This is a genomic window from Achromobacter sp. RW408 (genome assembly GCF_003184165.1).
Taxonomy (GTDB): Bacteria; Pseudomonadota; Gammaproteobacteria; order Burkholderiales; family Burkholderiaceae_B; genus Achromobacter; species Achromobacter xylosoxidans.
Genome location: NZ_QHHO01000049.1, coordinates 1,876,872 through 1,903,403 on the forward strand (window position 1 = coordinate 1,876,872; position 26,532 = coordinate 1,903,403).

General features: G+C 65.2%; 31 protein-coding genes. 23 read left to right on the forward strand and 8 right to left on the reverse strand.

Annotated features, from left to right (window positions below):
- Window positions 1-173 precede the first annotated feature (173 nt).
- The gene (locus DK459_RS27990; protein ID WP_006386200.1) at window positions 174-482 is read left to right on the forward strand and encodes a hypothetical protein; all 309 of its coding nucleotides are present in this window, start codon (window positions 174-176) and stop codon (window positions 480-482) included.
- Window positions 483-505: 23 nt separating this feature from the next.
- Here DK459_RS27990 and DK459_RS27995 read toward each other — a convergent pair whose 3' ends face one another.
- From DK459_RS27995 to DK459_RS28005, 3 genes are all read right to left on the reverse strand, one after another.
- Window positions 506-811: a hypothetical protein gene (locus DK459_RS27995; RefSeq protein WP_020928338.1), complete on the reverse strand. Its 306-nt coding sequence runs from the start codon at window positions 809-811 to the stop codon at window positions 506-508.
- A gap of 70 nt (window positions 812-881) precedes the next feature.
- Complete coding sequence (locus DK459_RS28000) at window positions 882-1,409, reverse strand: hypothetical protein (RefSeq protein WP_006386198.1); 528 nt, start codon at window positions 1,407-1,409, stop codon at window positions 882-884.
- A gap of 123 nt (window positions 1,410-1,532) precedes the next feature.
- A complete protein-coding gene (locus DK459_RS28005) occupies window positions 1,533-2,114 on the reverse strand; it encodes a TetR/AcrR family transcriptional regulator (RefSeq protein ID WP_024069443.1) in 582 nt (193 codons plus the stop codon).
- Between the two features lie 133 nt (window positions 2,115-2,247).
- On the opposite strand from DK459_RS28005, the gene DK459_RS28010 reads away from it, so the two are divergent.
- Together DK459_RS28010 and DK459_RS28015 are read left to right on the forward strand one after the other, a co-directional pair.
- Window positions 2,248-3,438: an MFS transporter gene (locus DK459_RS28010; protein ID WP_024069442.1), complete on the forward strand. Its 1,191-nt coding sequence runs from the start codon at window positions 2,248-2,250 to the stop codon at window positions 3,436-3,438.
- A 67-nt stretch (window positions 3,439-3,505) separates the two neighbouring features.
- On the forward strand, window positions 3,506-3,904 hold the full coding sequence (locus DK459_RS28015) for a RidA family protein (RefSeq protein WP_020928335.1): 399 nt from the start codon (window positions 3,506-3,508) through the stop codon (window positions 3,902-3,904).
- A gap of 182 nt (window positions 3,905-4,086) precedes the next feature.
- Here DK459_RS28015 and DK459_RS28020 read toward each other — a convergent pair whose 3' ends face one another.
- Window positions 4,087-5,004 carry a LysR family transcriptional regulator gene (locus DK459_RS28020; protein ID WP_006386194.1) on the reverse strand — a complete coding sequence of 306 codons (918 nt, stop codon included), beginning with the start codon at window positions 5,002-5,004 and terminating at the stop codon, window positions 4,087-4,089.
- A 146-nt stretch (window positions 5,005-5,150) separates the two neighbouring features.
- On the opposite strand from DK459_RS28020, the gene DK459_RS28025 reads away from it, so the two are divergent.
- The 3 genes from DK459_RS28025 (at window position 5,151) to DK459_RS28035 (ending at window position 7,095) form a co-directional block, all read left to right on the forward strand.
- A complete protein-coding gene (locus DK459_RS28025) occupies window positions 5,151-6,299 on the forward strand; it encodes a DSD1 family PLP-dependent enzyme (RefSeq protein ID WP_110135287.1) in 1,149 nt (382 codons plus the stop codon).
- Between the two features lie 26 nt (window positions 6,300-6,325).
- Window positions 6,326-6,721 carry a RidA family protein gene (locus DK459_RS28030; RefSeq protein ID WP_020928333.1) on the forward strand — a complete coding sequence of 132 codons (396 nt, stop codon included), beginning with the start codon at window positions 6,326-6,328 and terminating at the stop codon, window positions 6,719-6,721.
- Between the two features lie 101 nt (window positions 6,722-6,822).
- On the forward strand, window positions 6,823-7,095 hold the full coding sequence (locus tag DK459_RS28035) for a hypothetical protein (RefSeq protein WP_006386191.1): 273 nt from the start codon (window positions 6,823-6,825) through the stop codon (window positions 7,093-7,095).
- A 93-nt stretch (window positions 7,096-7,188) separates the two neighbouring features.
- Here the strand turns inward: DK459_RS28035 and DK459_RS28040 are convergent, their stop codons facing one another.
- On the reverse strand, window positions 7,189-7,476 hold the full coding sequence (locus DK459_RS28040; RefSeq protein WP_006386190.1) for a DUF2513 domain-containing protein: 288 nt from the start codon (window positions 7,474-7,476) through the stop codon (window positions 7,189-7,191).
- Window positions 7,477-7,598: 122 nt separating this feature from the next.
- Between DK459_RS28040 and DK459_RS28045 the strand changes: the two genes are divergently transcribed.
- The 5 genes from DK459_RS28045 to DK459_RS28065 all read left to right on the forward strand — a co-directional run bounded on the left by DK459_RS28045 (window position 7,599) and on the right by DK459_RS28065 (window position 10,268).
- The gene (locus tag DK459_RS28045) at window positions 7,599-7,997 is read left to right on the forward strand and encodes a hypothetical protein (protein ID WP_054513741.1); all 399 of its coding nucleotides are present in this window, start codon (window positions 7,599-7,601) and stop codon (window positions 7,995-7,997) included.
- 90 nt (window positions 7,998-8,087) lie between these two features.
- Window positions 8,088-8,408, forward strand: coding sequence for a hypothetical protein (locus tag DK459_RS28050; RefSeq protein WP_006386188.1), 321 nt, complete (start codon window positions 8,088-8,090; stop codon window positions 8,406-8,408).
- 369 nt (window positions 8,409-8,777) lie between these two features.
- Complete coding sequence (locus DK459_RS28055; protein WP_006220190.1) at window positions 8,778-8,981, forward strand: cold-shock protein; 204 nt, start codon at window positions 8,778-8,780, stop codon at window positions 8,979-8,981.
- 224 nt (window positions 8,982-9,205) lie between these two features.
- Window positions 9,206-9,769 carry a DUF924 family protein gene (locus tag DK459_RS28060; protein WP_020928332.1) on the forward strand — a complete coding sequence of 188 codons (564 nt, stop codon included), beginning with the start codon at window positions 9,206-9,208 and terminating at the stop codon, window positions 9,767-9,769.
- A gap of 292 nt (window positions 9,770-10,061) precedes the next feature.
- Window positions 10,062-10,268, forward strand: coding sequence for a cold-shock protein (locus tag DK459_RS28065; RefSeq protein WP_006225311.1), 207 nt, complete (start codon window positions 10,062-10,064; stop codon window positions 10,266-10,268).
- 98 nt (window positions 10,269-10,366) lie between these two features.
- On the opposite strand, the gene DK459_RS28070 is transcribed toward DK459_RS28065, so the two are convergent.
- Window positions 10,367-10,912 (reverse strand): TIGR00645 family protein, encoded by a 546-nt coding sequence (locus DK459_RS28070; protein WP_006386185.1) that lies wholly within the window; start codon window positions 10,910-10,912, stop codon window positions 10,367-10,369.
- Between the two features lie 262 nt (window positions 10,913-11,174).
- Here DK459_RS28070 and DK459_RS28075 point away from each other — a divergent pair, with 262 nt between their 5' ends.
- The 5 genes from DK459_RS28075 to lon all read left to right on the forward strand — a co-directional run bounded on the left by DK459_RS28075 (window position 11,175) and on the right by lon (window position 18,168).
- Window positions 11,175-11,930 (forward strand): M48 family metallopeptidase, encoded by a 756-nt coding sequence (locus DK459_RS28075; protein ID WP_006386184.1) that lies wholly within the window; start codon window positions 11,175-11,177, stop codon window positions 11,928-11,930.
- 168 nt (window positions 11,931-12,098) lie between these two features.
- On the forward strand, window positions 12,099-13,409 hold the full coding sequence (tig, locus tag DK459_RS28080) for a trigger factor (protein ID WP_006386183.1): 1,311 nt from the start codon (window positions 12,099-12,101) through the stop codon (window positions 13,407-13,409).
- A 4-nt stretch (window positions 13,410-13,413) separates the two neighbouring features.
- Complete coding sequence (clpP, locus tag DK459_RS28085) at window positions 13,414-14,067, forward strand: ATP-dependent Clp endopeptidase proteolytic subunit ClpP (RefSeq protein ID WP_006386182.1); 654 nt, start codon at window positions 13,414-13,416, stop codon at window positions 14,065-14,067.
- 101 nt (window positions 14,068-14,168) lie between these two features.
- Entirely contained in the window at window positions 14,169-15,467 is a 1,299-nt protein-coding gene (gene clpX / locus DK459_RS28090) for an ATP-dependent Clp protease ATP-binding subunit ClpX (RefSeq protein WP_006386181.1), read from the forward strand.
- Between the two features lie 250 nt (window positions 15,468-15,717).
- Window positions 15,718-18,168 (forward strand): endopeptidase La, encoded by a 2,451-nt coding sequence (gene lon, locus DK459_RS28095; protein ID WP_020928331.1) that lies wholly within the window; start codon window positions 15,718-15,720, stop codon window positions 18,166-18,168.
- A gap of 109 nt (window positions 18,169-18,277) precedes the next feature.
- On the opposite strand, the gene lexA is transcribed toward lon, so the two are convergent.
- Together lexA and DK459_RS28105 are read right to left on the reverse strand one after the other, a co-directional pair.
- Window positions 18,278-18,928 (reverse strand): transcriptional repressor LexA, encoded by a 651-nt coding sequence (gene lexA, locus DK459_RS28100; protein WP_024069438.1) that lies wholly within the window; start codon window positions 18,926-18,928, stop codon window positions 18,278-18,280.
- 155 nt (window positions 18,929-19,083) lie between these two features.
- Entirely contained in the window at window positions 19,084-20,283 is a 1,200-nt protein-coding gene (locus tag DK459_RS28105) for an amino acid aminotransferase (protein ID WP_006386178.1), read from the reverse strand.
- A 170-nt stretch (window positions 20,284-20,453) separates the two neighbouring features.
- On the opposite strand from DK459_RS28105, the gene uvrB reads away from it, so the two are divergent.
- The 7 genes from uvrB (at window position 20,454) to hscB (ending at window position 26,485) form a co-directional block, all read left to right on the forward strand.
- Window positions 20,454-22,493 carry an excinuclease ABC subunit UvrB gene (gene uvrB / locus DK459_RS28110; protein WP_006386177.1) on the forward strand — a complete coding sequence of 680 codons (2,040 nt, stop codon included), beginning with the start codon at window positions 20,454-20,456 and terminating at the stop codon, window positions 22,491-22,493.
- A 249-nt stretch (window positions 22,494-22,742) separates the two neighbouring features.
- On the forward strand, window positions 22,743-23,234 hold the full coding sequence (locus DK459_RS28115; protein ID WP_006386176.1) for a low molecular weight protein-tyrosine-phosphatase: 492 nt from the start codon (window positions 22,743-22,745) through the stop codon (window positions 23,232-23,234).
- Between the two features lie 192 nt (window positions 23,235-23,426).
- A complete protein-coding gene (gene iscR / locus DK459_RS28120) occupies window positions 23,427-23,969 on the forward strand; it encodes a Fe-S cluster assembly transcriptional regulator IscR (RefSeq protein ID WP_026384517.1) in 543 nt (180 codons plus the stop codon).
- Window positions 23,970-23,987: 18 nt separating this feature from the next.
- Window positions 23,988-25,199: an IscS subfamily cysteine desulfurase gene (locus DK459_RS28125; RefSeq protein ID WP_107315690.1), complete on the forward strand. Its 1,212-nt coding sequence runs from the start codon at window positions 23,988-23,990 to the stop codon at window positions 25,197-25,199.
- Between the two features lie 33 nt (window positions 25,200-25,232).
- Complete coding sequence (iscU, locus tag DK459_RS28130) at window positions 25,233-25,637, forward strand: Fe-S cluster assembly scaffold IscU (protein ID WP_006386173.1); 405 nt, start codon at window positions 25,233-25,235, stop codon at window positions 25,635-25,637.
- Between the two features lie 2 nt (window positions 25,638-25,639).
- A complete protein-coding gene (iscA, locus tag DK459_RS28135; RefSeq protein ID WP_006386172.1) occupies window positions 25,640-25,963 on the forward strand; it encodes an iron-sulfur cluster assembly protein IscA in 324 nt (107 codons plus the stop codon).
- Window positions 25,964-25,966: 3 nt separating this feature from the next.
- The gene (gene hscB, locus DK459_RS28140; RefSeq protein ID WP_110135205.1) at window positions 25,967-26,485 is read left to right on the forward strand and encodes a Fe-S protein assembly co-chaperone HscB; all 519 of its coding nucleotides are present in this window, start codon (window positions 25,967-25,969) and stop codon (window positions 26,483-26,485) included.
- Window positions 26,486-26,532: the final 47 nt, after the last annotated feature.

Here is a 26,532-nt window from a genome sequence, read left to right on the forward strand (position 1 = left end):
ACGGCCCCAGCGCGCTGCCGCTGGACAAGCTGGAGCCGTTCCTCACCCAATTGAAACAACTGGATGACTTGGTGAAATCCTTTGAGCCCATCGACATCGAACCCTGACGGCTGTCATCGCGAATCAGCCAAGTTGTTATACGATCCGGGCCACCAAACCTGAGGGAGGCCCGGATGTCGTTTTACGCGATCGTCGCCGTTCGTAAAGAAGCCGTTACCGGCCATGTCGCCTACGTGCGCTGGGGGCTGGCCGAGCGCGGCGTGCCCGGTTGGGTCAGCGAACCCGTGACCGCGGCGGCTTCCGAAGTGATCGAAGCCATCAAGGCCGGCGCCGACGTCGAGACCGTCGTCAGCGTGGACGGCCTGTCAGTGGCTTCGCGCCCGGTGCGGGTGCTGACCGACGAGGACGGCCGCGAGCATCTGGCTTCCGTGCCGGCGCCCAGTTCCACCCTGCATACGGTGTTCGACCTGCCCGAGTTCTAGCCGCCCGCGCCGATCGCCTTGTTTCACAGGCACTGGCGCAGTGCAAACTTGCGGCCGAAGGCGCGGATCACGTCGCCATCGACCGACGCCGCCACGTCCCAGTGATCGCCCCGCGTGACCAGCACCGACTGCGCCGACAGGGCGTGGCGCAGCGCGAACATCCAGAACGCCGCCTCGGAACCGACCGGCGCCAGGTCGTGCGGGCCGATCCGCAGGCGCGCCGGCCGGGGCGTCGCGCCCAAGGACCAGCGCAGCGCGATCGCCAGGAAGGCGAAGCGGGCCGACATCGACGACGGCTGGACGCGCAGCACGCGGATCTTGGGTTTCATGGCCTGGTGCCCTCCATGGGGATGACTCAGCGTAGCAAAGACGGTCTCATCCTTCCATACCGCGTTTGGCCTAGCGGTGACCCGCGCCGCCCGCGGGCGCGGATGGATTCGGCTCCGCCGGCAACCGGGTGAAGACGTTGGTGACGATCAACTGGTCGGGGCGGCGCACGTTCGGTCCGGGCGGCGGCATCAGCTTGTCCATTTCCCTGCGGTCCTGCACCCGCGTCAGGCTCAGGTGATCGCCCTGGATCTTCACGTAGCGGATGGAGGCCACGCCAAGTTCATGCTTGCTGGTGGATTGCTCCAGCGTCTGTTCGATGCGCTTGGCATCGAGCCATCGGTAGGTGCCGCTGGAAACCATGTCCGGGCCTTGCATCGACCAGGTGCCGTCGCCGCGAAACTCGACCACGCCCGCGCCGCCGGAGGGCTGGGGCGGCTGCGCCTTGCCGTCGACGGTGCGCAGCATGGTCTGGTGCCGCCACTTGCCCACCAGGGCCTGCGTGACGTCCGGCGCGGGCGGTTGGGCGGGCGCGGCGGCCGGCAGCAGCACGGCGCCGCACAGCAGGGCGGCCAGGGCGTAATGACGCAAAAGCTTCATCTCGAATGATCGTGGATCCGGGTTCAGGGAAGGGGCGCGGGCCGGTGGGGCACTGAGCGCGCTGAGCGCATTATGCGCGACGATGGCGTTTGCCGCGAGGGCCAGCCCCGGGCATCGATCCGGTCAGCGCCGGCGCATGCCCTGCAGCAGCAGATCGAGCGCCTGCAAGGCCTGCGCCAGGCGCGCCGGGCCATCGTCCTCGGCGATCCAGAATGCGCTTTCGGCCAGGCCGCCATGCAGCATCCGGGCGAGCGCGCGCGGGGGCGCGGCGACGATCGCGCCTTGGTCCATCAGGTCCTGCAGCAACTCGCCCAGCGACGCGGTGCATTGTTCCTGGGCGGCGGCGCCGGCATGGCCCAGCACGGCGCGCGCATCCTGCAGCACGATGCGGCGGATCTCGGGGTCGGCGGCCATTTCCAGATACGCGCGGCAGCGCTCGCGCAGCGCGGTCCAGGCGTCGGGCGCATCCCGCGAGATGGCCTGCAGCCGCGCCTCCATCTCGGCGTCGATCTGCGCGGCCACCGCGGCGAGCAGACCTTGCTTGTCACCAAAATGGTGATACAACGCTCCCCGGGTCAGGCCGGCGGCGGCGGTCAGGTCATCCATCGAGGTGCCGGCGTAACCGGCGCGGCGAAACGACTCGCGCGCCGTCGCCAACAGTTTTCCGCGGGTTTCCTCGATCATCTCGGCGCGCGATCGCGACATGGCTGGCTCCAATGACATACGGGTCGTATGTTAATTGACATGCGCCATGCATGTGAATACCATCTCACATACGTCACGTATGTAAATTTGTCCGGCTGGCTGTCGCCGGCCCGCAACATCCCAGAGGTTCCGGGTGTCCAATCCTTATCGCGAATTGTTCCTGGCGCCCGGCGCCGCCGGTTTTGTCGCCGCGTGCGCCGTGGCGCGGCTGGCGCTGCCGATGATCGGCATCGGCATCATCACCATGCTGTCGCAAGTGCGGGGCGCCTACACCCTGGCGGGCGCGGTCGCGGCCACCTTCGCCCTGGCCACGGCGCTGCTCGCGCCGCGCATTTCACGCCTGGTGGATCGCCACGGGCAGGGCAGGGTGCTGCCGCTGGCGGCGGGCGCCAGCGTGGCGGGGCTGATCGGCCTGGCCGCCTGCGTGCGCCTGCAGGCGCCCGACTGGACCCTGTTCGTGTTCGCTGCGCTGGCGGGCAGCCTGCCCAGCATGCCGGCCATGGCGCGGGCCCGCTGGACCGAGATCTATCGCGACCGGCCGCAACTGCGCACCGCCTATGCGCTCGAATCGGTGCTGGACGAATTGAGCTTCATCATCGGCCCGCCGCTGGCCGTGGGTCTGTGCGTCATCCTCTTCCCCGAAGCCGGCCCGCTCGGCGCGGCGCTGCTGCTGGGCCTGGGCGTCACCGCCTTCGTGTTGCAGCGTGCCACCGCGCCGGCGGTGCAGCCGCGCGAAGCGGGCCGTGAGTCCTCGGTGCTGGGCGTGCCGCTGATGCGACAACTGACCGCGATGATGGCCGCCATGGGGGTCATCGTCGGCACCATCGACGTGATGAGCGTGGCCTTCGCGCGCCAGCAGGGCCTGCCGGCCGGGGCCAGCATGGTGCTGTCGGCCTACGCGCTGGGATCGTGCGTCGCCGGCCTGGCGTTCGGCGTGCTCAAGTTCCAGACGCCGCTGGCGCGGTTGCTGGCCGTGGCCGCCAGCGTGACCGCCTTCACCACTTTGCCGCTGCTGTGGGTCGGCGACCTGCTCACGCTGTCCCTGGGCGTTTTGCTGGCTGGGCTGTCGTTCGCGCCGACCATGATCATCGCCATGGCCTTGGTGGAGAGCACCGTGCCGGGCCGCCGTCTCACCGAGGGATTGACCTGGCTGGTGACGGGCCTGGGCGCGGGCGTCGCGGCTGGCGCCGCGCTGGCGGGCTGGATCGTGGATCATCATGGCGTCGGCGCGGGCTTCTGGACCGCGGTCGGCGCGGGCGCGGTGGTGTTGCTGGTGGCCGTGTACGCGGCGCGTGGCGCGCGGCCCGCGCCCGCGGCCGCCTGATGGCGGGCGCCTCTAGAATGGCGCAAGCGCCGCGCTGCGGGGCGCGCCGCCCACCAGGAGAATCCACATGTCCCGAACCGTCGTCAATCCCGATACTGTCTTCAATACGGTGCAATATGGCTTCAGCCAGGCCGTGATCGTGACCGGCCAGCGCCGCATGCTGCTGTCGGGCCAGGTCGGCGTCGATGCGCAGGAGCGCACGGTCAGCCCAGGGCTGCGCGAACAGGCCGACGCGGCGATCGACAATATCGAACGCGTGCTGGCGGCGGCCGGCGGCACACTGGCGCAGGTCATCATGCTGCGCATCTACATCTGCGAAACGGCGCGCGAGGACCAGGAGTCGATCGCGCAAGTGCTGCGCGACCGCTTCCCGAACGATCCGCCACCCTCGTCCTGGATCATCGTCAGCGGCCTGTCGTTGCCGGAGTGGCTGGTCGAGATCGAAGCGGAAGCCATGCTCGACTGATTGTGGCGGGGGGATCGAGGAGTCCGATTTATCGGAAGCGCCTGCCCCGGGCGTCCCGCGATCTGGCATCCTGCGAACGTTCATCCGGCTCGCGCCGGCAGGCACGGCTTTGCAGAGTCCACCGACTTTCCGGCGCCGCGTCGGATGAACACGCCTCCCGCTGGCTCCCCTTCCTCGCACCGCTACGCCTGGCCCTTGTCGCGCCATGGCGTGGCCGCAAAGGCTTCGCGCAGGTGGGCCAGAAAGCCCGCGGTGCGCGCGGGCAGGTCCTGGCGTGATTTCACCAGCGCCACCACATTCGCCTCGGGCAGGCTCCAGCCCGGCAGCAACGGCACCAGCGCGCGGCGCTTCACGTGCTCGGCCACATCCCATTCCGATCGCGCCACGATGCCATGCCCCGCCAGCGCCCAGGCCACCGCCGTGGCCCCGGTATTGCTCGACAGCACGGGGGCAATGCGCACGCCCACCACCGGGCCGCGACCGCGCTTGAAGCGCCACAGCGTCACGTCCTCTTCGTTTTCACGCAACGCGATGCAGTCGTGGTCGCGCAGGTCTTCGGGCTTGGCGGGCGCCCCGTGGCGAGCCAGGTATGCGGGCGACGCGCACAGGATGCGCCGGTTCGGCGCCAGGGGATACGCCACCAGCGTGGAATCGCGCAGCTCGCCGATGTGAACCATGACGTCCCAGTCATCGCTTGCCAGCCGCGGCGGACCGTCGGACAGCACCAGGCTGGCGGTCACGTTGTCGCTGTGCTGGCGAAACTCCGCCACCAGTCCCGCCACGTACCGCTGGCCGAATCCCAGCGGCGCGACAACGCGCAGATGGCCGGCCACCACGCCGCGCCGCCCCGCCAGCTCATCGGCCAGCTCGTTCAGTTCCCCGCAGATCTGCCCGGCGCGCAGCGCCAGCAGGCGGCCCTCGTCGGTCAACGCGGTGCCGCGCCCGGAACGATTGACCAGGCGCACGCCCAGGCGTTTTTCCAACGCATGCAAGCGCTGGGTCACGGCGGGCGGCGTCACGTCGAGCGCGCGCGCCGCTTGCGCCAACGAGCTGGTGGCGGCCAGGCTCAGGAAAAAGCGCAGGTCATCCGTGGTGATCATTCAGAATCGCCTTAATGATTGATTAAGCATTGATTAAACACGCAAGCGCCCTGGCGCGCCATACTGCGAACCTGCGGACGGATACCCGGGCGCCATCCGCGTTGCATTCCTTCCCGCGCGCCCGTTTCAGTTTCACCGATATCGCCATGACCACTGCCTCCGTCACCCTGGATACGCTGGATACGCCCTGCCTGCTGCTGGACGAAACCCGCATGACACGCAACATCGAGCGCCTGAACCGCCTGATGGCCGGCCACGGCGTGCAGCTGCGCCCGCACCTGAAGACGCCCAAATCGATCGAGGTCGCGCGTCGCGTCATGGCGCGGCCCGAAGGGCCGGCGGCGGTGTCGACGCTGCAGGAGGCCGAGCAGTTCGCGGCGGCGGGCGTGACCGACCTGCTGTATGCCGTGGGCGTGGCGCCCGCCAAGCTCGAACGCGTATTGGCGCTGCGGCGTGGTGGCGTCGACCTGACCGTCGTGGTCGACAGCGTCGAGGCGGCGCAGGCCGTGGCCGCGCGCGCGCTCGAAGAGGGCGCAGCGATTCCGGCGCTGATCGAAATCGATTGCGATGGCCACCGCGCCGGGGTGCAGCCGGGCCAGGCCGGACAGTTGCTGGAAATCGCGCGAACACTGCATGCCGCCGGGTGCCTGCGCGGCGTCATGACCCATGCCGGCGAGTCCTATGGCTGCCGCAGCGTGGAGGCGATCGCCGACATGGCCGAGCAGGAACGCCTGGCCGCCGTCGGCTGCGCCGAAACGATTCGCGCCGCCGGCCTGCCGTGCCCGGTGGTCAGCGTGGGCTCCACGCCCACCGCCCATTTCGCCCGCAACCTGGAGGGCGTGACCGAAGTGCGCGCCGGCGTCTACGTGTTTTTCGACCTCGTCATGGCGGGACTGGGCGTGTGCGCCGTGGACGACATCGCCGCGAGCGTGCTGACCACGGTGATCGGCCACCAGCCCGACAAGGGCTGGATCCTGGTCGATGCCGGCTGGATGGCCATGTCGCGCGATCGCGGGACGGCCCGGCAGCCGGTGGACCAGTTGTACGGGCTGGTGTGCGACGCGGATGGCCAGGTCTATCCCGACCTGCTGCTGGCCGAGACCAACCAGGAGCAGGGCATCATCAAGCTGCGCGCGGGCAGCGGCGCCAACTTGCCCGATCTGCCGCTGGGCACCCGGCTGCGGATCGTGCCGAACCACGCCTGCGCCACCTGCGCCCAGCATGACGCCTACGCCGTGGTGCGTAGCGGCGATCGCCAGGTCGTGGCGCAATGGCAACGTTTCCGCGGCTGGTAGCCCGGCCGCAGCCTCCAGGAGTCGAGATGGACATCATATCCACCCCCCATGCGACGCCGCCGGCCGGTCACTATTCGCAGGCCGTGCGCGCCAATGGCTTTGTCTTCGTTTCCGGGCAGTTGGGTTTCCTGCCGCCCGTCCAGCCCGGCGAGCCGCCACGGCTCGCGCAAGGCGTGGCCGCGCAGACCGAGGCCGCGCTGCGCAGCCTGGCGGCCATTCTGCAAGCCGCGGGGACGTCGATGTCCGCGGTGGTCAATGTCACGGTGTACATCCCGGACGTTGGCATGTGGAACGAGGTGAATGGCGTCTACGAACGCAGCTTCGGCGATCACCGGCCCGCTCGCGCCATCGTGCCGACACGGGAATTGCACTATGGGGCGCTGGTGGAAATCAGCGCCGTCGCGGTCGCGCCGCAGGCCTGAGGCGGGCGCCGGCGCGGCTGACGTCCTGGATCTCGGGGACGGATGGGCGGCGCGCCCGCCTATAATGCGGTCGCCTCAATACCGCAGGGGAGTCCGTCCGCATGCACTACGAATATCTGTTCTGGTCCATGGCCGCCATGGTGGCCGCGGCGCTCGTGGGTGGGTCGCTGTGCGGCCGGTTGCGCACACCGGGCCGCGTGCTCGCGGGCGTGGTGGTATGGGCCGCGGCGGTCTGCGCCGTGGTGGTGGTGTTGTCGCGATCTGCCGGTTTCGGCGATCAGGCGGCGATGCTCGCGGTTGCCGCCTTCATGTTCAGTCTGGTGATCGGCGCCGCGGCCGCATTGTTGACGCGGCGCATCCTGCGGCGCCACTGAGCCGTTCCGGAACCTGGCCGGGCGTGGCCGCCGGGCCGCCGGCGGGGCGCGATGACACGCCCGCCGGCCGCGTCGCAAGGGCCGGGGCGCGCCTCATTCCTCGGCGTCGAAATCCTCGTCGTCGTCTTCTTCGTCCTGTTCCAGCGCGTCGTAACCCTTCCAGGTGATGCGCCAGCGGGTATCGCCGGCGGTCGCCGCCGTTTCGCTGACCTGCTTGACCAGGCCCGCGTCGGCCAGCAGGTCGAGGTGGTGCGCGACCAACTGCAGGCCTTGTTCGTGGGCCAGGGCCGCTTCCTTGATGTCATGGGTGCTCAGGTTGGGGCCAGGCGCGTCGCGCAGGGCTCCCAGGATGGTGACGACCAGATCGAAATCGCGTTGCATGATGTCCGCCGTAGAGTTGGGGAAAAACAGGCCGACGATAGCAGAGTTCCGTGGCGCCCACGCGACAGCGGCGGGCGCGGGTTACATTGCAGGGTTACCGATAACCGATACAGGCAGTACCCATGAAGAAACCCGCCGAGCGCGATTGCATTGCCCTGGTCCCGGGCTACAGCGGCCAGGCCGCCAAGCTCTTCCTGACGCGCGCCGAGGACGGCGCCATCGCCGGCGTCACCGTGTTCGACCTGCTGGGGCACGTCAAGCACCAGGGCGACGCGCAGGCGGCCGCCGACTGGGTGGCCGCCTGGCTGGCCCAGGAGGCCGACAATCGCAAGGCTCGCCGCACGCAGTTGCTGGCGCAGATGTTCCTGTGCAAGTTGGCGGACGACGAGAAGGCCGCCTTCCTGGATGCGCAGAAGCCGCTGCTGGCCGCGCTGGCCGCCGCCGGTGCGCGCAGCCGCAGCGTGGCGGCCACCTCCGGCGCCGCCCGCCGCTCTTTGGGGCCGGCTGTCAGGAAGCCTTAGCATAAGGCTGTTATAGTCGCGCCTGGGCGTGTGCGCACCCGTGCGGGCGCGCCCAGGCGGGCCCGGCCCGCAAGTCTAGGAAGAGTGATCATGGAAATACTGAGTCGGCATGTTGCCGACGTGGCGGGCGGCGTTGAGCTGCACACAACGCTGGATGGCGAGAGCATCAGCGCCTATGTCGTGACCGGCATGGACGATCTCGAGGCGATCGCCGACCTCGTGCCCCGCGAGAAAGTCGAAGCCGGCGCGGACATTCACGCCGCTGGTGTCGACAATGTTGATAATGCGCAAGACCAAATCGACCAGGTCCTGGAGAATATGAATCCCGGCGACGTGGCGGTTTTCCTTTGCTCGGGCCCCGAAGCTTTCAACGCGGCGCTCGATCTGTTGGGTTTACCTATCGAAGAGTAAGCCTGACGGCAAACCAAAGTGCCATCCAAACGGCGTATGTGTGAGCGACGCCCTTTGATGGCATTTATATAAGCCTTGATTGTTTTTTTATGATGCGTGGGTGTTTACACCTATGCAGGCCTTCTTTTTGCCTATGAAAACGTGTAAATTTTGTTCGCAGTTTCTCTTTGTTGCATTATTGGCACGTATTTTTTAGGATTATGTTGACTTGTGAGGGGAACATAACGATAGTGTCGGCACACGATCACAAGCGTTGCGATTTTCGTTCAGTGCCGTGCCTTTTCCGGCTCAGCGTTATTGTTCTACTGTCCCCTCCTTGATTGATTCGTGACCTCCGGGCATTTGCCCATTATCTCTAGGAAATACAGTATGGAAACCGGCGTCGTTAAGTGGTTCAATTCGGAAAAAGGCTATGGCTTCATCACCCCGGAAGCGGGTGGTAAGGATCTGTTCGCTCACTTCTCCGAAATTCAGGGCTCGGGCTTCAAGTCTCTGGAAGAGAACCAGCGCGTCAGCTTTGTGACGGCCAATGGCCCCAAGGGCCCGCAAGCCACGAAGATTCAGGTCCTGTAAGGCTCTGACTTTTCGGAAAAGCCCCTTCGGGGGCTTTTTTGCATCTGGGCTCCCCATCGGGGAGCCCTTTTGCTGTCCGGCGGCGCCTGTGGCCTCTTGGCGGGGCCGCCGCAGTCGCTGCCAGTGTTCCTGGCTCGCGGTATCCTTGCGCCAGTTCCCCGTCCTTCCGCCCGCCTGGCGGCGGACCCGCACCCCGCACCCGCAATCGATCGAGGATGATCTCCATGACCCAACCTGGCCAAGAACCTGTTTCCCTGCGCGCGGCGGACATCGTGGCGTTCTGGCGCGACGCCGGGCCGCAGCAGTGGTTCACCAAGGACGCGGCCTTCGATGAGCGCTTCCGCCAGCATTGCGGCCCGGCCCACATGGCCGCGGCGGCACGCCAGCTCGATGCCTGGATGGACGAGCCCGAGGGGGCGCTGGCGTTGATGATCCTGCTGGACCAGTATCCTCGCAACGCATACCGTGGCACCGCGCACATGTTCGCCACCGATCCGCTGGCGCTGGTGTTCGCCGAGCGCGCCATTGCCGCCGGCCACGATCTGGCCGTCGATCCGGCGCTGCGCCAGTTTTTCTATATGCCCTTCGAGCATGCGGAAACCGTCGCCGCGCAGAACCGGGCGGTGGCGCTGATGGAACCGCTGGGCGCCGACGCGGTGCGCTGGGCCGTCCTGCATCGCGACATCATCAAGCGCTTCGGCCGCTTCCCCCATCGCAACGCCGCGCTGGGCCGGCAGACGACGCAGCCCGAGCAGGAGTTCCTGGACGCCGGCGGCTTTGCCGGATGAGGCAGGGCGGCGGCGCGGCATGCCTTGCGCGCGAGCGTATCTGCCTGTATCGACGCATGGCGAGTTGAAAAAAAGCGATCGCGGCCTCGCCGCGGGCAGGGCGCGACGCTTGCGATGATCGTCTATTTGACGTTTTTCGAGGTTCGCCAATACACTGGGTCCAGCGAGATTTTCAAGAGACGCGGTCTGCGTTCAACTTGTCGCGGTCAGTGGTGCTGCGTTGCTTTCCTCTCCCATCCTTGATCATCTGGCGCCCCGCGAGCAATCGCTTCTTTAGGTTCGAGGAAATTCCATGGCAACCGGCATCGTCAAGTGGTTCAACGCCGAAAAAGGGTATGGCTTCATCATGCCCGACGACGGCAGCAAGGATCTGTTCGCCCACTACTCGGAAATCCGCAGCGAAGGCTACAAGTCGCTGCAGGAAAACCAACGGGTCACGTTCGAGGTCGGTACCGGCCCCAAGGGCCCGAGCGCCAAGAACATCAAGGTGGCCGCCTGAGTCCAGGTCCGTGGCGCGCCCCTGGCGGCGCGCCACAATGAAAAAAGCCCCGCACGCGAGTGTCGGGGCTTTTCTTTTTGCTGCGGCGCGCCGGGCGCTCAATGCTTGGGATGCGAAGGCGTCGACAGTTTGTCGACCAGGGCGATGCCCAGCGCGGACAGGATGAACAGCGCGTGGATGATGGTCTGCCACATCACGCCCGCCTCCGAGAAGCGCGCATTGGGGGTGCCCAGCGTGCCGGCCTCGATGAAGGTGCGCAGCAGGTGGATCGAGGAGATGCCGATGATCGCCATGGCCAGCTTGACCTTGAGGACGCTGGCGTTGACGTGGCTGAGCCATTCCGGCTGGTCCGGATGGCCTTGCAGGCGCAGGCGCGACACGAAGGTCTCGTAGCCGCCCACGATCACCATGACCAGCAGGTTCGATATCATCACCACGTCGATCAGGCCCAGCACCAGCAGCATGATCTCCATTTCACCGAAGCTGGTGGCATGCGTCAGCAGGTGCCACAGTTCCTTCAGGAACAGCATCACGTAAACGCCCTGGGCGACGATCAGTCCCAGATAAAGCGGCAGTTGCAGCCAGCGCGAGCTGAAAATCAGGCTGGGCAGCAGGCCCAGGCGGGGAGGGGTGTTGGGGGTCATGGTGGTTGCGAGCCGTTATGAGGAAGTGCGGAAAAAACTGCGGCGGCAATTCTAACAACGCCGGCCTGCGCCGGTATTTGTTTTTGATGACGGTTTGACGTCGCAGGCGCGGTACTTACCACGGTAAGGAGTCTTTTGCATGCCTTTTGTGTAAGTGAAGTTCGCATTTGCGAAACTCTGTGGCGAAACGGTTTGAGAGCTTTGGGCGTATATAGAATTGCGGCCTCACTCGCACCCGAGTCAGTCAAGAGGAGTTTTTTTCATGAAGATCCGCTACACCGTTGCCGCGCTGGCCGTTGCTCTCGCCCCTTACTCCGCGTCGCATGCCCTCGATATCGGGGGACTGGTGGGCGCCGGCAGCAAGGTGGTGCAGGCCGCCACCCTGAGCGATGCCGAAATCAAGACTTTGTCCGACAAGGCTTGCGCGCAGAGCGATTCGCAGGAAAAGATCGCCGCGCCGGGCAGCAAGTATGACGTGCGCCTGCAGAAGATCGCCAAGCAGCTGGGCGGCACCGTCAACGGCCAGAAGGCCAACTACAAGGTCTACATCACCAAGGACGTCAACGCCTGGGCCATGGCCAACGGCTGCATCCGCGTCTACAGCGGCCTGATGGACATGATGACCGACGACGAAGTGCTGGGCGTGGTCGGCCATGAAATCGGCCACGTGGCGCTGGGCCACAGCAAGAAGGCCATGCAGACCGCCTACACGGTCTCGGCCGCGCGCGATGCCGCCGGCGCCGCCGGTGGCGCCACGGTCGCCGCCCTGAACTCGTCGCAGCTGGGCGACCTGACCGAGAAGTTCATCAACGCGCAGTTCTCGCAGTCGCAGGAAAGCGCCGCCGACGACTACTCGTTCGACCAGCTGCAGGCCAAGAAGCTGAACACCCGCGGCCTGGTGACGGCGTTCCAGAAGCTGGCCGAGCTGGACGGCGGCAAGAGCGATATGATGAGCTCGCACCCGTCCTCGGCCAAGCGCGCGCAGCACATCGAAGATCGCATCGCCAAGGCCAAGTAAAGCGCCCTGGCGGGCAATTTGCCGCCCTTTCCGGGTGGAAAACGGGGCGCGAGCATCCGGGCTTATCCGGGTGCTCGCGCCCCTTTGCGTCAGGGGTCCGGAAGTTTCCGGTAAAATGCCGCGTTTATCCGCCCGTCATCTCATATCTTTCGGAAAATAGGTCTTTTAATGCAGCCTGTGGTTGAAACCCTCTCCGGCCTCGAGCGCCGTGTTGATCTGGCCGTCTCGGTGGCCGACGTCGAAAAGGAAGTCCAGGCGCAGTTGAAGCGCGTGGCCCGCACCGCCAAGGTCCCTGGCTTTCGTCCCGGCAAGGCGCCGCTCGCCATGCTCGAGCGCAGCCATGGCCCCGGCATCCGCTACGACGTGATCAACAGCCAGGTCGGCCGTGCATTCGAACAAGCCGTCGACGGCGCCAAGCTGCGCGTCGCCGGCGCCCCGAACCTGGAACCCAAGACGGAAGGCGTCGGCGAAGACACGCTGGCCTTCACCGCCACGTTCGAGGTCTACCCCGAAGTCGCCGTGCCGGACCTGTCGGCTCTGGCCGTGACCCGCTATGAAACCGCGGTCACCGACGCCGAAGTGCAGCAGACCCTGGACGTCCTGCGCAAGCAGCGCGCCACGTTCGAAGCCCGTGAAGGCCGCGCCTCGCAAGACGGCGACCGCGTCACGCTGGACTTCGCCGGCACCATCGACGGCGTGCCGTTCGACGGCGGCAAGGCCGAAGATTTCCCCTTCGTGCTCGGCCAGGGCCGCATGCTGCCGGAATTCGAAGAAGCCGCCCGCGGCCTGAAGGCTGGCGAAAGCAAGGTCTTCCCGCTCAAGTTCCCCGATGACTACCAAGGCAAGGAAGTCGCCGGCAAGACCGCCGAATTCACCATCACCGTCAAGGAAGTGGCCGAAGGCGTCCTGCCCGAACTGAACGCCGAATTCGCCAAGTCGCTCGGCCAGGCCGAAGGCGACATCGAAAAGCTCAAGGCCGACATCCGCAGCAACATCGAACGCGAAGTCAAGGTGCGCTCGCAAGGCCGCACCAAGGCCAGCGTGATGGACGCCCTGGTCGAAGCCGGCAAGTTCGACGTGCCGAAGGCGCTGGTCGACAACGACGTGCAAAGCCGCATCGCCGCCGCCCGCGAAGAGCTCAAGCAGCGTGGCGTGCCGAACGCCGAGTCCGTGCCGATCCCGGCCGAGGCCTTCTCGACCGAATCCGAACGCCGCGTGCGCCTGGGCCTGCTGGTGTCCGAACTGGTCAAGCAAGCCCAGCTGCAGGCCAAGCCGGAACAGGTCCGCGCCCGCATCGAGGAATTCGCGGAAAACTACGAACAACCCGCCCAGGTTGTCAGCTATTACCTGGCCGACCGCCAGCGTCGTGCTGAAATCGAGGCGATCGTGCTCGAAGACAACGTCGTCGCGCACGTTCTGGAAAAGGCCAAGGTCACCGACGAAAAGGTGCCTTTCGATCAGTTGATGGGGATGGCGTAACACTATGCAGAGATTCACCGATTTCTATGCGGCAATGAATGGCGGGTCGTCGGTGACCCCCACCGGCCTGGGCTACATTCCCATGGTGATCGAGCAGTCGGGGCGCGGCGAACGCGCCTACGACATCTATTCGCGCCTGCTCCGCGAGCGGCTCATCTTCCTGGTGGGCCCGGTCAACGACGCGACGGCCAACCTGGTCGTGGCCCAGTTGCTGTTCCTGGAATCGGAGAATCCTGACAAGGACATTTCCCTGTACATCAACTCGCCCGGCGGGTCGGTGTACGCGGGCATGGCCATCTACGACACCATGCAGTTCGTCAAGCCGGACGTGTCGACCCTGTGCACCGGCCTGGCGGCCAGCATGGGCGCCTTCCTGCTGGCGGCTGGCAAGAAGGGCAAGCGCTTCACCCTGCCCAACTCGCGCATCATGATCCACCAGCCCTCGGGCGGCGCCCAGGGGCAGGCCTCCGACATCCAGATCCAGGCTCGCGAGATCCTGGACCTGCGCGAGCGTCTCAATCGCATCCTGGCCGACAATACCGGCCAGTCGATCGACCGCATCGCCCTGGACACGGAACGTGACAACTTCATGTCCGCCGAAGATGCGGTATCGTATGGACTGGTGGACAAGGTGATGACCTCCCGCTCGGAAGGCTGACTTCCCGGCTGAGTCCCATCCGCTGCCGCCTTGTTTGAGTAAGCGCAGGCGCCGGGCCCTTTACCCGGTCCGGCGCTTCTTTACCTGAGATACGACTACATATGCCTGAAAAAAAGGGATCGGCAGACGCAAAAGTGCTGCATTGCTCGTTTTGCAATAAAAGCCAGCACGAAGTCCGCAAGCTGATCGCGGGTCCGTCGGTATTCATCTGCGATGAATGCATAGACCTGTGCAACGACATCATCCGCGAGGAAGCGCAGGCGACCGCGCGCGCGGCGATTCGTTCCGAACTGCCCACTCCGGCTGAAATCAAGACGTTCCTCGACCAGTACGTGATCGGGCAGACCTCGCCCAAGCGCATGCTGGCAGTGGCCGTCTACAACCACTACAAGCGCATCCGCCACGGCGAGATCAAGGGCGACGAAGTCGAGTTGTCCAAGAGCAACATCATGCTGATCGGCCCCACCGGGTCGGGCAAGACGTTGCTGGCGCAGACGCTCGCGCGCATGCTGAATGTGCCGTTCGTCATGGCCGACGCCACCACGCTGACCGAAGCCGGTTACGTCGGTGAAGACGTCGAGAACATCATTCAGAAGTTGCTGCAGAACTGCAACTACGAAGTCGAGAAGGCGCAGCGCGCCATCATCTACATCGACGAAATCGACAAGATTTCCCGCAAGTCCGACAACCCGTCCATCACCCGCGACGTGTCGGGCGAGGGCGTGCAGCAGGCCCTGCTCAAGCTGATCGAAGGCACGGTGGCCTCGGTGCCGCCGCAAGGCGGGCGCAAGCACCCCAACCAGGACTTCGTCCAGGTCGACACGACCAACATCCTGTTCATCGTCGGCGGCGCCTTCGACGGGCTGGAAAAGGTCATCCGCGACCGCACCGAAAAGTCCGGCATCGGCTTCTCCGCCTCCGTGCGCGCCAAGTCCGAGCGCGGCGTCGGCGAGCTGTTCTCCGAAGTCGAGCCCGAAGACCTGATCAAGTTCGGCCTGATCCCCGAGCTGGTCGGCCGCCTGCCCGTGGTCGCCACGCTGGACGAACTCGATGAAGCTGCCCTGGTGCAGATCCTCACCGAGCCCAAGAACGCCCTGCTCAAGCAATTCCAGAAGCTGTTCGCCATGGAAGGCGCCGAGCTGGACGTGCGGCCCGCCGCGCTCAAGGCCATCGCCCGCAAGGCGCTCAAGCGCAAGACCGGCGCCCGCGGCCTGCGCTCCATCATCGAGCAGGCCCTGCTCGACACCATGTATGACCTGCCGTCGCAAGGCAACGTCAAGCGTGTGGTGCTCGACGAAGGCGCGATCGAAGGCGAGGGCAAGCCCCTGCTGATCTACGCCGACGAGGAAGGGACGGCCGAAAAGCCCGAGCGCGGAGAAGTCCGCGACGCCGCGGCCTGACGGATATTTCAAAAAAACCCGTTTCCGTAACGGGTTTTTTTGTCTCCGGCGCCTGATTGAACGCACACTCCCAGGGTGCGTCCAATATAACGGGATGGCGGCCGCCGATTTTTTTTCCATTTTGTTTATCGGGCCGCCGGGATCTTGAATTTTCGGCTATTGTTCCCATAACAGACGTAACTGACGGGGCTGTCCGGGTATACCCGGTCATCCTGTCCCCGATACGCCGAGTCATACCGAGGAACCTCCTATGTCTGCCAGCCAGACCCTGCCTTCCGACCCGATCGACCTTCCCCTGCTGCCGCTGCGCGACGTCGTGGTGTTCCCGCACATGGTCATCCCGCTGTTCGTCGGCCGTCCGCGCTCCATCCGCGCGCTCGAGGTTGCGATGGAAGCGGGCAAGAGCATCATGCTGGTGGCCCAAAAATCCGCCGGCAAGGATGATCCCACTCCCGAAGACGTCTACGAGATCGGCTGCGTCGCCGGCATCCTGCAGATGCTCAAGCTGCCCGACGGCACCGTCAAGGTGCTGGTCGAGGGCACCCAGCGCGCCCGCATCAACAGCATCGAAGACGCCGATTCGCACTTCACCTGCCAGGTCACCCCGATCGAGCCGGACGCCGTCCAGGGCTCCGAGACCGAGGCCCTGCGCCGCGCGATCGTTGCCCAGTTCGAGCAATACGTAAAACTCAACAAGAAGATCCCCCCGGAGATCCTGACCTCGCTCGCCGGCATCGATGACGCCGGCCGCCTGGCCGACACGATCGCCGCGCATCTTCCGCTGAAACTCGAGCAGAAGCAGAAGATGCTCGAGATCGTCGGCACCTCCGAGCGCCTCGAAGGCCTGCTCACGCAGCTGGAAACCGAAATCGACATTCTCCAGGTCGAAAAGCGGATCCGCGGCCGCGTGAAGAAGCAGATGGAAAAGAGCCAGCGCGACTACTACCTGAATGAGCAGGTCAAGGCCATTCAGAAGGAGCTGGGCGAAGGCGAAGAGGGCGCCGACATCGAGGAGCTCGAAAAGAAGATCATCGCCGCGCACATGCCCAAGGAGGCGCGCAAGAAGGCCGATGCCGAGCTCAAGAAGCTCAAGCTCATGTCGCCCATGTCGGCCGAAGCCACCGTGGTGCGCAACTACATCGATACGCTCATCAATCTCCCCTGGAGGAAGAAGAGCAAGATCAACAATTCCATCTCCAATGCCGAGACGGTGCTCGACAACGACCACTACGGCCTGGAGAAGGTGAAGGAACGCATCCTCGAATACCTCGCCGTGCAACAGCGCGTGGACAAGGTCAAGGCGCCGATCCTGTGCCTGGTCGGTCCTCCGGGGGTCGGCAAGACCTCGCTGGGCCAGTCCATCGCCAAGGCCACGAACCGCAAGTTCGTGCGCATGGCCCTGGGCGGCGTGCGTGACGAAGCCGAGATCCGCGGCCACCGTCGTACGTACATCGGCTCGATGCCTGGCAAGATCGTCCAGAACATGTCGAAGGTCGGCGTGCGCAATCCCCTGTTCCTGCTCGATGAAATCGACAAGCTGGGCATGGATTTCCGCGGCGATCCCTCGTCGGCGCTGCTCGAAGTGCTGGACCCGGAACAGAACCACACGTTCCAGGACCACTACATCGAAGTCGACTTCGACCTGTCGGACGTCATGTTCGTGGCCACCAGCAACACGCTGAACATTCCGCCGGCCCTGTTGGACCGGATGGAAGTGATCCGCCTGTCCGGCTACACCGAGGAAGAAAAGATCCACATCGCCCGCGACCATCTGCTGCCCAAGCTGATGAAGAACAACGGCGTCAAGGATACCGAGCTGACCGTCGACGACAGCGCGCTGCGCGACATCGTGCGCTACTACACCCGCGAAGCCGGTGTGCGTGCGCTCGAACGCGAAGTGGGCAAGATCTGCCGCAAGGTGATCAAGCAGCTGCTGACCCAGAGCGACCGCGCCAAGGCCGAAGGCAAGACCTTCGAACTCAAGCCGGTCAACGTCACGGGCGAGAACCTCAGCGACTACCTCGGCGTGCGCCGCTACACCTTCGGCATGGCCGAAAAGGAAAACCAGATCGGTCAGGTGACCGGCCTGGCCTGGACGGAAGTCGGTGGCGACCTGCTCACGATCGAAGTGGCGGACATGCCCGGCAAGGGCGTGATCCAACGCACCGGTTCGCTGGGCGACGTGATGAAGGAATCGGTCGAGGCGGCCCGCACCGTGGTGCGCTCGCGGGCGCGTCGCCTGGGCTTTGCCGACAGCGTGTTCGAGAAGCACGACATGCACGTGCACGTGCCGGAAGGCGCGACCCCCAAGGACGGTCCGTCCGCCGGTATCGCGATCACCACGGCCATGGTGTCGGCCCTGTCGCGCATCCCGGTGCGCGCCGACGTTGCCATGACCGGCGAGATCACGCTGCGTGGCGAAGTCCTGCCGATCGGCGGCCTGAAGGAAAAGCTGCTGGCCGCCCACCGCGGTGGCATCAAGACGGTCTTGATCCCGGAAGAAAACGTCAAGGATTTGGCGGAGATCCCGGACAACGTCAAGAACCATCTCGAGATCGTGCCGGTCCGCTGGATCGACAAGGTGTTGGAGCTGGCCCTGGAACGCCTGCCGGAGCCGCTGGCTGAAGACGAAGCGGTCAAGGAACCGCTGGTCGCCAAGCCGGCCGAACCGGGTTCCACGGATCCGGTGCTCAAGCACTGATGTCCGGCCCACGGCGCCCCGCGAGGGGCGCCGTCAAAAATAAACCCCGCTTGCGCGGGGTTTATTTTTGGCGCGGCCCTCGGGCGGGCGCCAGGTTGGGGCGGAAGGATCAGTGCAGCGCGTGCGGACGGATCAGTCCAACGGCAATGCCTTCCAGCGCGAATTCCTGGTCGGCCTCGACCACGATGACGTTGAAGTCGGGATTCTCGGGCAGCAGTTCGATGCGGCCGTTCTGGCGCTGCAGGCGCTTGACGGTGACGTCGTCGCCCAGCCGGGCCACGACGATCTGGCCGTTGCGGGCCTCGGACGCTTTCTTGACGGCCAGCAGGTCGCCTTCGAGGATGCCGGCGTCGCGCATGCTCATGCCGCGCACCTTGAGCAGGTAGTCCGGCGCCTGGGCGAACAGGCTGGAATCGACGCCGATCTCGCGTTCGACGTGTTCGGTGGCCAGGATAGGGCTGCCGGCCGCCACGCGGCCCACCAGCGGCAGCAGCAGCTGCGCCAGGCCGGGCAGGGGCAACGGCGCCTGGGATGGCGTCGGGGAGTTGTCCTTCAGGCGGATGCCGCGCGAGGCGCCGGCCGTGAGTTCGATGGCGCCCTTGCGGGCCAGGGCCTTCAGATGGTCTTCGGCCGCGTTGGGCGAGCGAAATCCCAGGGCCTGGGCGATTTCGGCGCGGGTGGGCGGAAAGCCGGTGCGCGCGACGGTCTGCCGGATGAGGTCCAGGATTTGCTGTTGACGATCAGTGAGTTTGCTGGCCATGGCGATGATCCGTTGGGTGTCGGACTGTACATATATACAGCGGCATTCTGGGGGACATAACGCAAAAAAGCAAGCGTTGATCGGGCATGGTTTTGTGACAGGCAATGAAAACGGGACCCGAAGGTCCCGTTTGGGGGTGACGCTGGCGCTGAGTCTTAGAGCACCGCGGCGATGCCCTTGGCCACCTGGTCGATGTTGCCGCTGTTGAGCGCGGCCACGCAGATGCGGCCGCTGGAGACGGCATAGACGCCGTGCTCTTCGCGCAGGCGGTCGACCTGGGCCGAGGTCAGGCCCGAGTACGAGAACATGCCGCGCTGCTGCAGCACGAAGCTGAAGTCCTGCTTGCCGCCGTGTTCCTTGATCTTCTCGACCAGCTGCTTGCGCATCAGGCGGATGCGGTCGCGCATGGCGCCGAGTTCCTCTTCCCACATGGCGAACAGTTCGGGCGAGTTCAGCACCGTGGAGACGATCGTGCCGCCGTGGGTGGGCGGGTTGGAGTAGTTGGTGCGGATGACGCGCTTGAGCTGGCTCAGCACGCGGGCGGCTTCGTCCTTGCTGCCGGCCACGACGGTCAGGGCGCCGACACGCTCGCCGTACAGCGAGAACGACTTCGAGAACGACGAGCTGATGAACATGGTCAGGTCGAGGTCGGCGAACAGGCGCACGACCGCGGCGTCTTCATGCAGGCCTTCGCCGAAGCCCTGGTAGGCGATGTCCAGGAACGGCACCAGCTTGTTTTCCTTGACGACCGCGGCGATCTGCTTCCATTGGTCGAAGGTGGGATCGACACCAGTGGGGTTGTGGCAGCAGGCGTGCAGCACGACCACGGTGTTGGCCGGCGCGGCCTTCAGGGCGGCCAGCATGCCGTCGAAGTTCAGGCCGCGGGTGGCCGCGTCGTAGTAGGCGTAGGTGCCGACTTCGAAACCGGCGCGCTCGAACAGCGCGCGGTGGTTTTCCCAGCTGGGGTCGCTGATCAGGACCTTCGAGGTCGGCAGCAGTTGGCGCAGGAAGTCGGCGCCGATCTTGAGCGCGCCGGTGCCGCCCAGGGCCTGGGTGGTCAGGACGCGGCCGGCGGCGGCCAGCGGGGAATCCTTGCCGATCAGCAGGGCTTGCGCGCCCTGGTTGTAGCCGGCGATGCCTTCGATCGGCAGGTAGCCGCGGGCGGCGGCGGCCTCGATGCGGGCGATTTCCGCCTTGCGCACGGCGCCCAGCAGGGGAATCCGGCCCTGGTCGTCGTAGTACACGCCCACGCCCAGATTGACTTTACCGGGGCGGGTGTCCGCGTTGTATTGTTCGTTCAGGCCAAGAATGGGGTCGCGCGGCGCGAGTTCGACGGAATCGAAAAGGGTGCTCATGGGACTCTGCTGAGGGTGAGTGGACGCAGTCGGAAGTGCTGTGGATAATGGGGGGTTTACCCTGGGAACAGTCTAGCATGCCTAAGAGCGCAATAGACCCGAGCGCGGCGGGTGCCGCAGCCGTTGGCGCGGTCACCGACGGGGCGACCGATGGGCCCTCTGGCGCTGCCGTGGCGGCTCCGGAGGCCGGCCCGGGGTATGTCGATTTCCCGGACAGCCCATTCCACCTGTATCAACCCTATCCGCCTGCCGGCGACCAGCCGGGCGCAATAGAGGGACTGATCCAGGGCGTGCAGGACGGCCTGATGTACCAGACCCTGCTGGGCGTGACCGGTTCGGGCAAGACCTACACCATGGCCAACGTCATCGCCCAGCTCGGGCGGCCGGCGCTGGTGCTGGCGCCCAACAAGACGCTGGCGGCGCAGCTGTACGCCGAAATGCGCGAGTTCTTTCCCAAGAACGCCGTGGAGTACTTCGTTTCGTACTACGACTACTACCAGCCCGAGGCCTACGTGCCGACGCGCGACCTGTTCATCGAGAAGGATTCGTCCATCAATGAACACATCGAGCAGATGCGGCTGTCGGCCACCAAGAGCCTGCTGGAACGGCGCGACACCATCATCGTGGGCACCGTGTCGTGCATCTACGGTATCGGCAACCCCGGCGACTACCACGCGATGGTGCTGATCCTGCGTGCCGGCGACCAGATTTCGCGGCGCGAGATCCTGGCGCGGCTGGTGGCCATGCAGTACACCCGCAACGACGCCGAGTTCACCCGCGGCGTGTTCCGGGTACGCGGCGAAACCATCGACATCTTCCCCGCGGAAAGCGCCGAGCTGGCGCTGCGCCTGACGCTGTTCGACGACGAAATCGAAAGCCTCGAACTGTTCGATCCGCTGACCGGCCGTATTCGCCAGAAGCTGCCGCGCTTCACCGTCTATCCGGGTTCGCACTACGTGACGCCGCGCGACACCGTGCTGCGCGCCATCGAGACCATCAAGGAAGAGCTGCGCGAGCGCACCAAGCGCTTCGTCGATGACGGCCACCTGGTGGAAGCCCAGCGCCTGGAGCAGCGCACCCGCTTCGACCTGGAAATGCTGCAGGAACTGGGGTTCTGCAAGGGCATCGAGAACTACTCGCGCCATCTGTCGGGCGCCGCGCCCGGCGAGCCGCCGCCCACGCTGATCGACTACCTGCCCGCCGACGCGCTGATGTTCATCGACGAAAGCCACGTCACCATCGGCCAGCTCAGCGCCATGTACCGCGGCGACCGCTCGCGCAAGGAAACCCTGGTGCAGTATGGTTTCCGGCTGCCCTCGGCGCTGGACAACCGCCCGCTCAAGCTGGAGGAGTTCGAGGCCCGCATGCGCCAGTGCGTGTTCGTGTCGGCCACGCCGGCGGCCTACGAAAAAGAGCATGCCGACAATGTGGTCGAGCAGGTGGTGCGTCCCACCGGCCTGGTCGACCCGATCGTCGAGGTGTTGCCGGCCCGCACGCAGGTCGACGACCTGCTGGGCCAGATCAAGGCGCGCACCAGCCAGGGCGAGCGGGTGCTGGTCACCACGCTGACCAAGCGCATGGCCGAGGACCTGACCGACTTCCTGACCGAGCACGGCGTGCGGGTGCGCTACCTGCACTCTGACATCGATACGGTCGAGCGGGTGGAGATCATCCGCGACCTGCGCCTGGGCACGTTCGACGTGCTGGTGGGCATCAACCTGCTGCGTGAAGGCCTGGACATCCCGGAAGTGTCGCTGGTGGCCATCCTGGATGCCGACAAGGAAGGTTTCCTGCGTTCCGAGCGCAGCCTGATCCAGACCATCGGCCGGGCCGCCCGCAACCTGAATGGCCACGCCATCCTGTATGCCGACCGCATCACGGATTCGATGCAGCGGGCCATGGAAGAGACCAGCCGGCGCCGCGCCAAGCAGTTGCAATTCAATGCCGACCACGGCATTACCGCGCGCGGCGTGCAGAAGGCGGTGCGCGAGCTGATCGACGGTATCGTGGCCCCGGTGCAGCACGATGCGCTGGAAGCGGCGGTGCCGGCCGAATTGCTGAAGGACGAGAAGGCGCTGGCGCGCGAAATCAAGCGGCTTGAAAAGCTGATGATGGACCATGCCCGCAACCTGGAATTCGAGCAGGCCGCGGCCGCTCGCGATGCCCTGACGGCCTTGAAGCAGCGGGTGCTGCTGGACGGCGCGGTATGAGGGTAAAACTGTATCTTGATGTGTCTTTTCGCTGACGGGTTGCTGAAAGTGATGATGAGGCAAGTGTTGCAGAAGCGGGGCCCGGAATTTGCGTAACCGAAGCGGCTCGCGGCCCTGGGATGAAGTTAAATATAGCGTTTAACTATTTGATTTATAGGGTAAATTTTCGAGGACGCATCGCCGCGAAAGAGAGTCCCTGAGCGCAAAAAAAGCTTGCCTTATCTCGGGTTTTCCCGCACACTTACTCCCATGATGACCAAGGTACTTTTCGTTTGCATGGGCAATATCTGTCGCTCGCCGAGCGCAGAGGGCGTGTTTCGCCATTTGGTGAACGACGCGGGTTTGGGCGATGTGGTTCGCATCGACTCCGCGGGCACGCACGCGTTTCACATCGGCGAGGCGCCTGATGCCCGGGCGCAGGCCGCAGCGCGCAAGCGCGGCTACGAGATCACGCACTGCGAGGCCCGCCAGGTCACCGCGGAAGACTTCCGCGACTTCGACCTCATCCTCGCCATGGACTGGGACAATCTGTCCGCCATGCAGCAGCAGTGCCCCAAGGCCTATCAGCACAAGTTGATGCTGCTGATGCGCTTTGCCAACGAGTTCGAAGAAGCCACCGTGCCCGATCCCTACTATGGCGGCGCCGATGGTTTCGGCAAGGTGCTGGACTACCTCGAAGACGCCTGTCAGGGCGTGCTCGAACTGGTCCGCAAGCGCGCTACCCAATACCAGGCGGCCTGAGGTCTCCTGTGCGCCGGGGCGCCCTGTGGGGCTCCCGGTGAATTGGCAGTGAAAAGAACCGCGCGACAGCGCGGTTTTTTCTAGCCGGGAGCCATACCAAATTACTCGGGAATTTGCTATACTTGAGCCAATTACTCGGGTATTGACCGCCGGATTCGCCGGCGGCCATTGCCGAATCACAGGGAATTCACCATGCGGCTAACTACCAAAGGGCGTTTCGCCGTGACTGCCATGATCGATCTGGCTATGCGGCAGCATAGCGGTCCGGTCACTCTTGCGGCCATCAGCCAGCGTCAGAATATTTCGCTTTCCTACCTGGAACAGCTGTTCGGGAAACTGCGTCGCCACGAACTCGTGGACAGCGTGCGCGGCCCCGGCGGCGGTTACTCGCTCGCCCGCCTGGCGCGCAACGTGACCGTGGCCGACATCATCTTCGCCGTGGACGAGCCGCTGGACGCCACCAGCTGTGGCGGCAAGCGGGACTGTACGAGCGGCAACGACGGCAAGCCTGGCAAGTGCATGACGCATGAACTCTGGGCCACGCTGAATCGCAAGATGGTCGATTACCTGGATTCGGTGTCGCTGCAGGATCTGGTCGATCAGCAGCGTGTGCGCCAATTGCAGGAAGCCAACAATCAAGCGCAGGCCTGCGCGGTGCGCGTGAATCGGGTGGGAGGCGCCAATAACGCCGCCAATGCCCCGACCACCACCGTCGCGGCCAATGCCACCGTATAAGCAGTAGGAGTTGTAGAAATGACCACCCGCCCGATCTATCTGGACTACTCGGCCACCACCCCCGTCGACCCGCGCGTCGTCGAGAAAATGGTGCCCTGGCTGTACGAGAACTTTGGCAATCCCGCTTCCCGCAGCCACTCGTTTGGCTGGGAGTCCGAGGACGCCGTCGAGCGCGCCCGCGAGGAAGTCGCCAAGCTGGTGAACGCCGATCCGCGCGAGATCGTCTGGACCTCCGGCGCCACCGAATCCGACAACCTGGCGATCAAGGGCGCCGCCAACTTCTACGCCGAACGCGGCAAGCACATCATCACCGTCAAGACCGAGCACAAGGCCGTGCTCGACACCTGTCGCGAACTCGAGCGCCAGGGGTTCGAAGTGACCTACCTGGACGTCAAGGACAACGGCCTGATCAACCTGGACGTCTTCAAGGCGGCGCTGCGTCCCGACACCGTGCTGGTGTCCGTGATGATGGTGAACAACGAAATCGGCGTCATCCAGGATATCGAAACCCTGGGCGAGATCTGCCGCGAGAAGGGCATCATCTTCCACGTCGACGCCGCGCAAGCCACCGGCAAGGTCGAGATCGACCTGCAGAAGCTGAAGGTCGACCTGATGTCGTTCTCGGCGCACAAGACCTACGGCCCCAAGGGCATCGGCGCGCTGTACGTGCGCCGCAAGCCGCGCGTGCGCATCGAGGCGCAGATGCACGGCGGCGGCCACGAACGTGGTTTCCGTTCGGGCACGCTGGCCACGCACCAGATCGTCGGCATGGGCGAAGCCTTCCGCCTGGCCCGCGAGGAAATGGGCACCGAGAACGAGCGCATCCGCATGCTGCGTGATCGCCTCTGGGCCGGCCTGTCGCAGATCGAAGAGGTCTACCTCAACGGCGACATGGACCAGCGCGTGCCGCACAACCTGAACGTCAGCTTCAATTATGTCGAAGGCGAGTCCCTGATCATGGCGATCAAGGAACTGGCCGTGTCCAGCGGTTCGGCCTGCACCTCGGCCAGCCTGGAACCTTCCTACGTGCTGCGCGCCCTGGGCCGCAACGACGAGCTGGCGCACAGCTCGATCCGCTTCACGCTGGGCCGTTTCACCACCGAGCAGGAAGTGGACTACACCATCGAACTGCTCAAGAGCCGTGTCGGCAAGCTGCGCGACATGTCGCCGCTGTGGGAAATGGCCAAGGAAGGCATCGATCTGAATACCGTGCAGTGGGCCGCGCACTGAGCGCCCGAGCCAAAGAATACGTGGAGAACTAACATGTCTTACAGCACCAAAGTCCTGGATCACTACGAAAACCCGCGCAACGTCGGTTCGTTCGACAAGTCGGACGACTCGGTGGGCACCGGCATGGTCGGCGCCCCTGCCTGTGGCGACGTCATGAAGCTGCAGATCAAGGTGAACGAAGCCGGCGTCATCGAAGACGCGCGCTTCAAGACCTACGGCTGTGGCTCGGCCATTGCCTCCAGCTCGCTCGTGACCGAGTGGGTCAAGGGCAAGACGCTGGACGAAGCCATGAACATCCGCAATACGCAGATCGCCGAAGAACTGGCCCTGCCGCCGGTGAAAGTGCACTGCTCGATCCTGGCCGAAGACGCGATCAAGGCCGCGGTGCAGAACTACAAGGAAAAGCATTCGGTTCCGGCCGAAGCTGTTGCGAGCTGAACATGTCCGTTACCCTGACCCAACAGGCCGCCACCCACATCGGCCGCTACTTGCAAAAGCGCGGCAAGGGGATCGGCTTGCGCCTCGGCGTTAGGACGACGGGTTGTTCCGGCATGGCCTACAAGCTGGAGTACGTGGACGACGCGGCGCCCGAGGACCAGGTGTTCGAGAGTTTCGGCGTGAAGGTGTTCGTCGATCCCAAGAGCCTGGCCTACCTGGACGGCACCGAGCTGGACTACGCCCGCGAAGGCCTGAACGAAGGTTTCAAGTTCCGCAACCCCAACGAAAAGGCGACCTGCGGCTGCGGCGAGTCGTTCACGGTGTAAGTCTTGGCTGGAGACGATCACTTCAGCCTGTTCGGCTTGCCGTCACGCTTCGACCTGGACGCCCAGGCGCTGGAATCGGCGTGGCGCACCGTCGCCGCGCAGGTGCATCCCGACCGCTATGCCACCGCCAGCCCCGCGGAACGCCGCGTGGCCATGCAGTGGGCGGCGCGCGCCAACGAGGCCTATCGCCAGTTGCGCGATCCGCTGTTGCGGGCGCGCTACCTGTGCGAACAGGCTGGCGTGGATCTGCAGACCGAGAGCAATACGTCGATGGACACGGCTTTCCTGATGCAGCAGATGACCTGGCGCGAAATGATGGACGACGCGCGCAATGACGCCGGCGTGCTGGCCGAGCTGCGGACCGAGCTGGAGGATGCCCGGCAGCAGATGCGCGCCGCGTTGACGCGCCTGCTGGACGAACAGCGCGACTACGCCGCGGCGGGTCTCAAGGTGCGGGAATGGATGTTCGTGGAGAAGCTGGCGCAGGAGCTGGCCCAGGCCCACCCCCACCCCGATTCCTAGTCCCCCAGGATGGCCCGGCCGCGGGGCGCCCGGACTTCGCCGCCTAC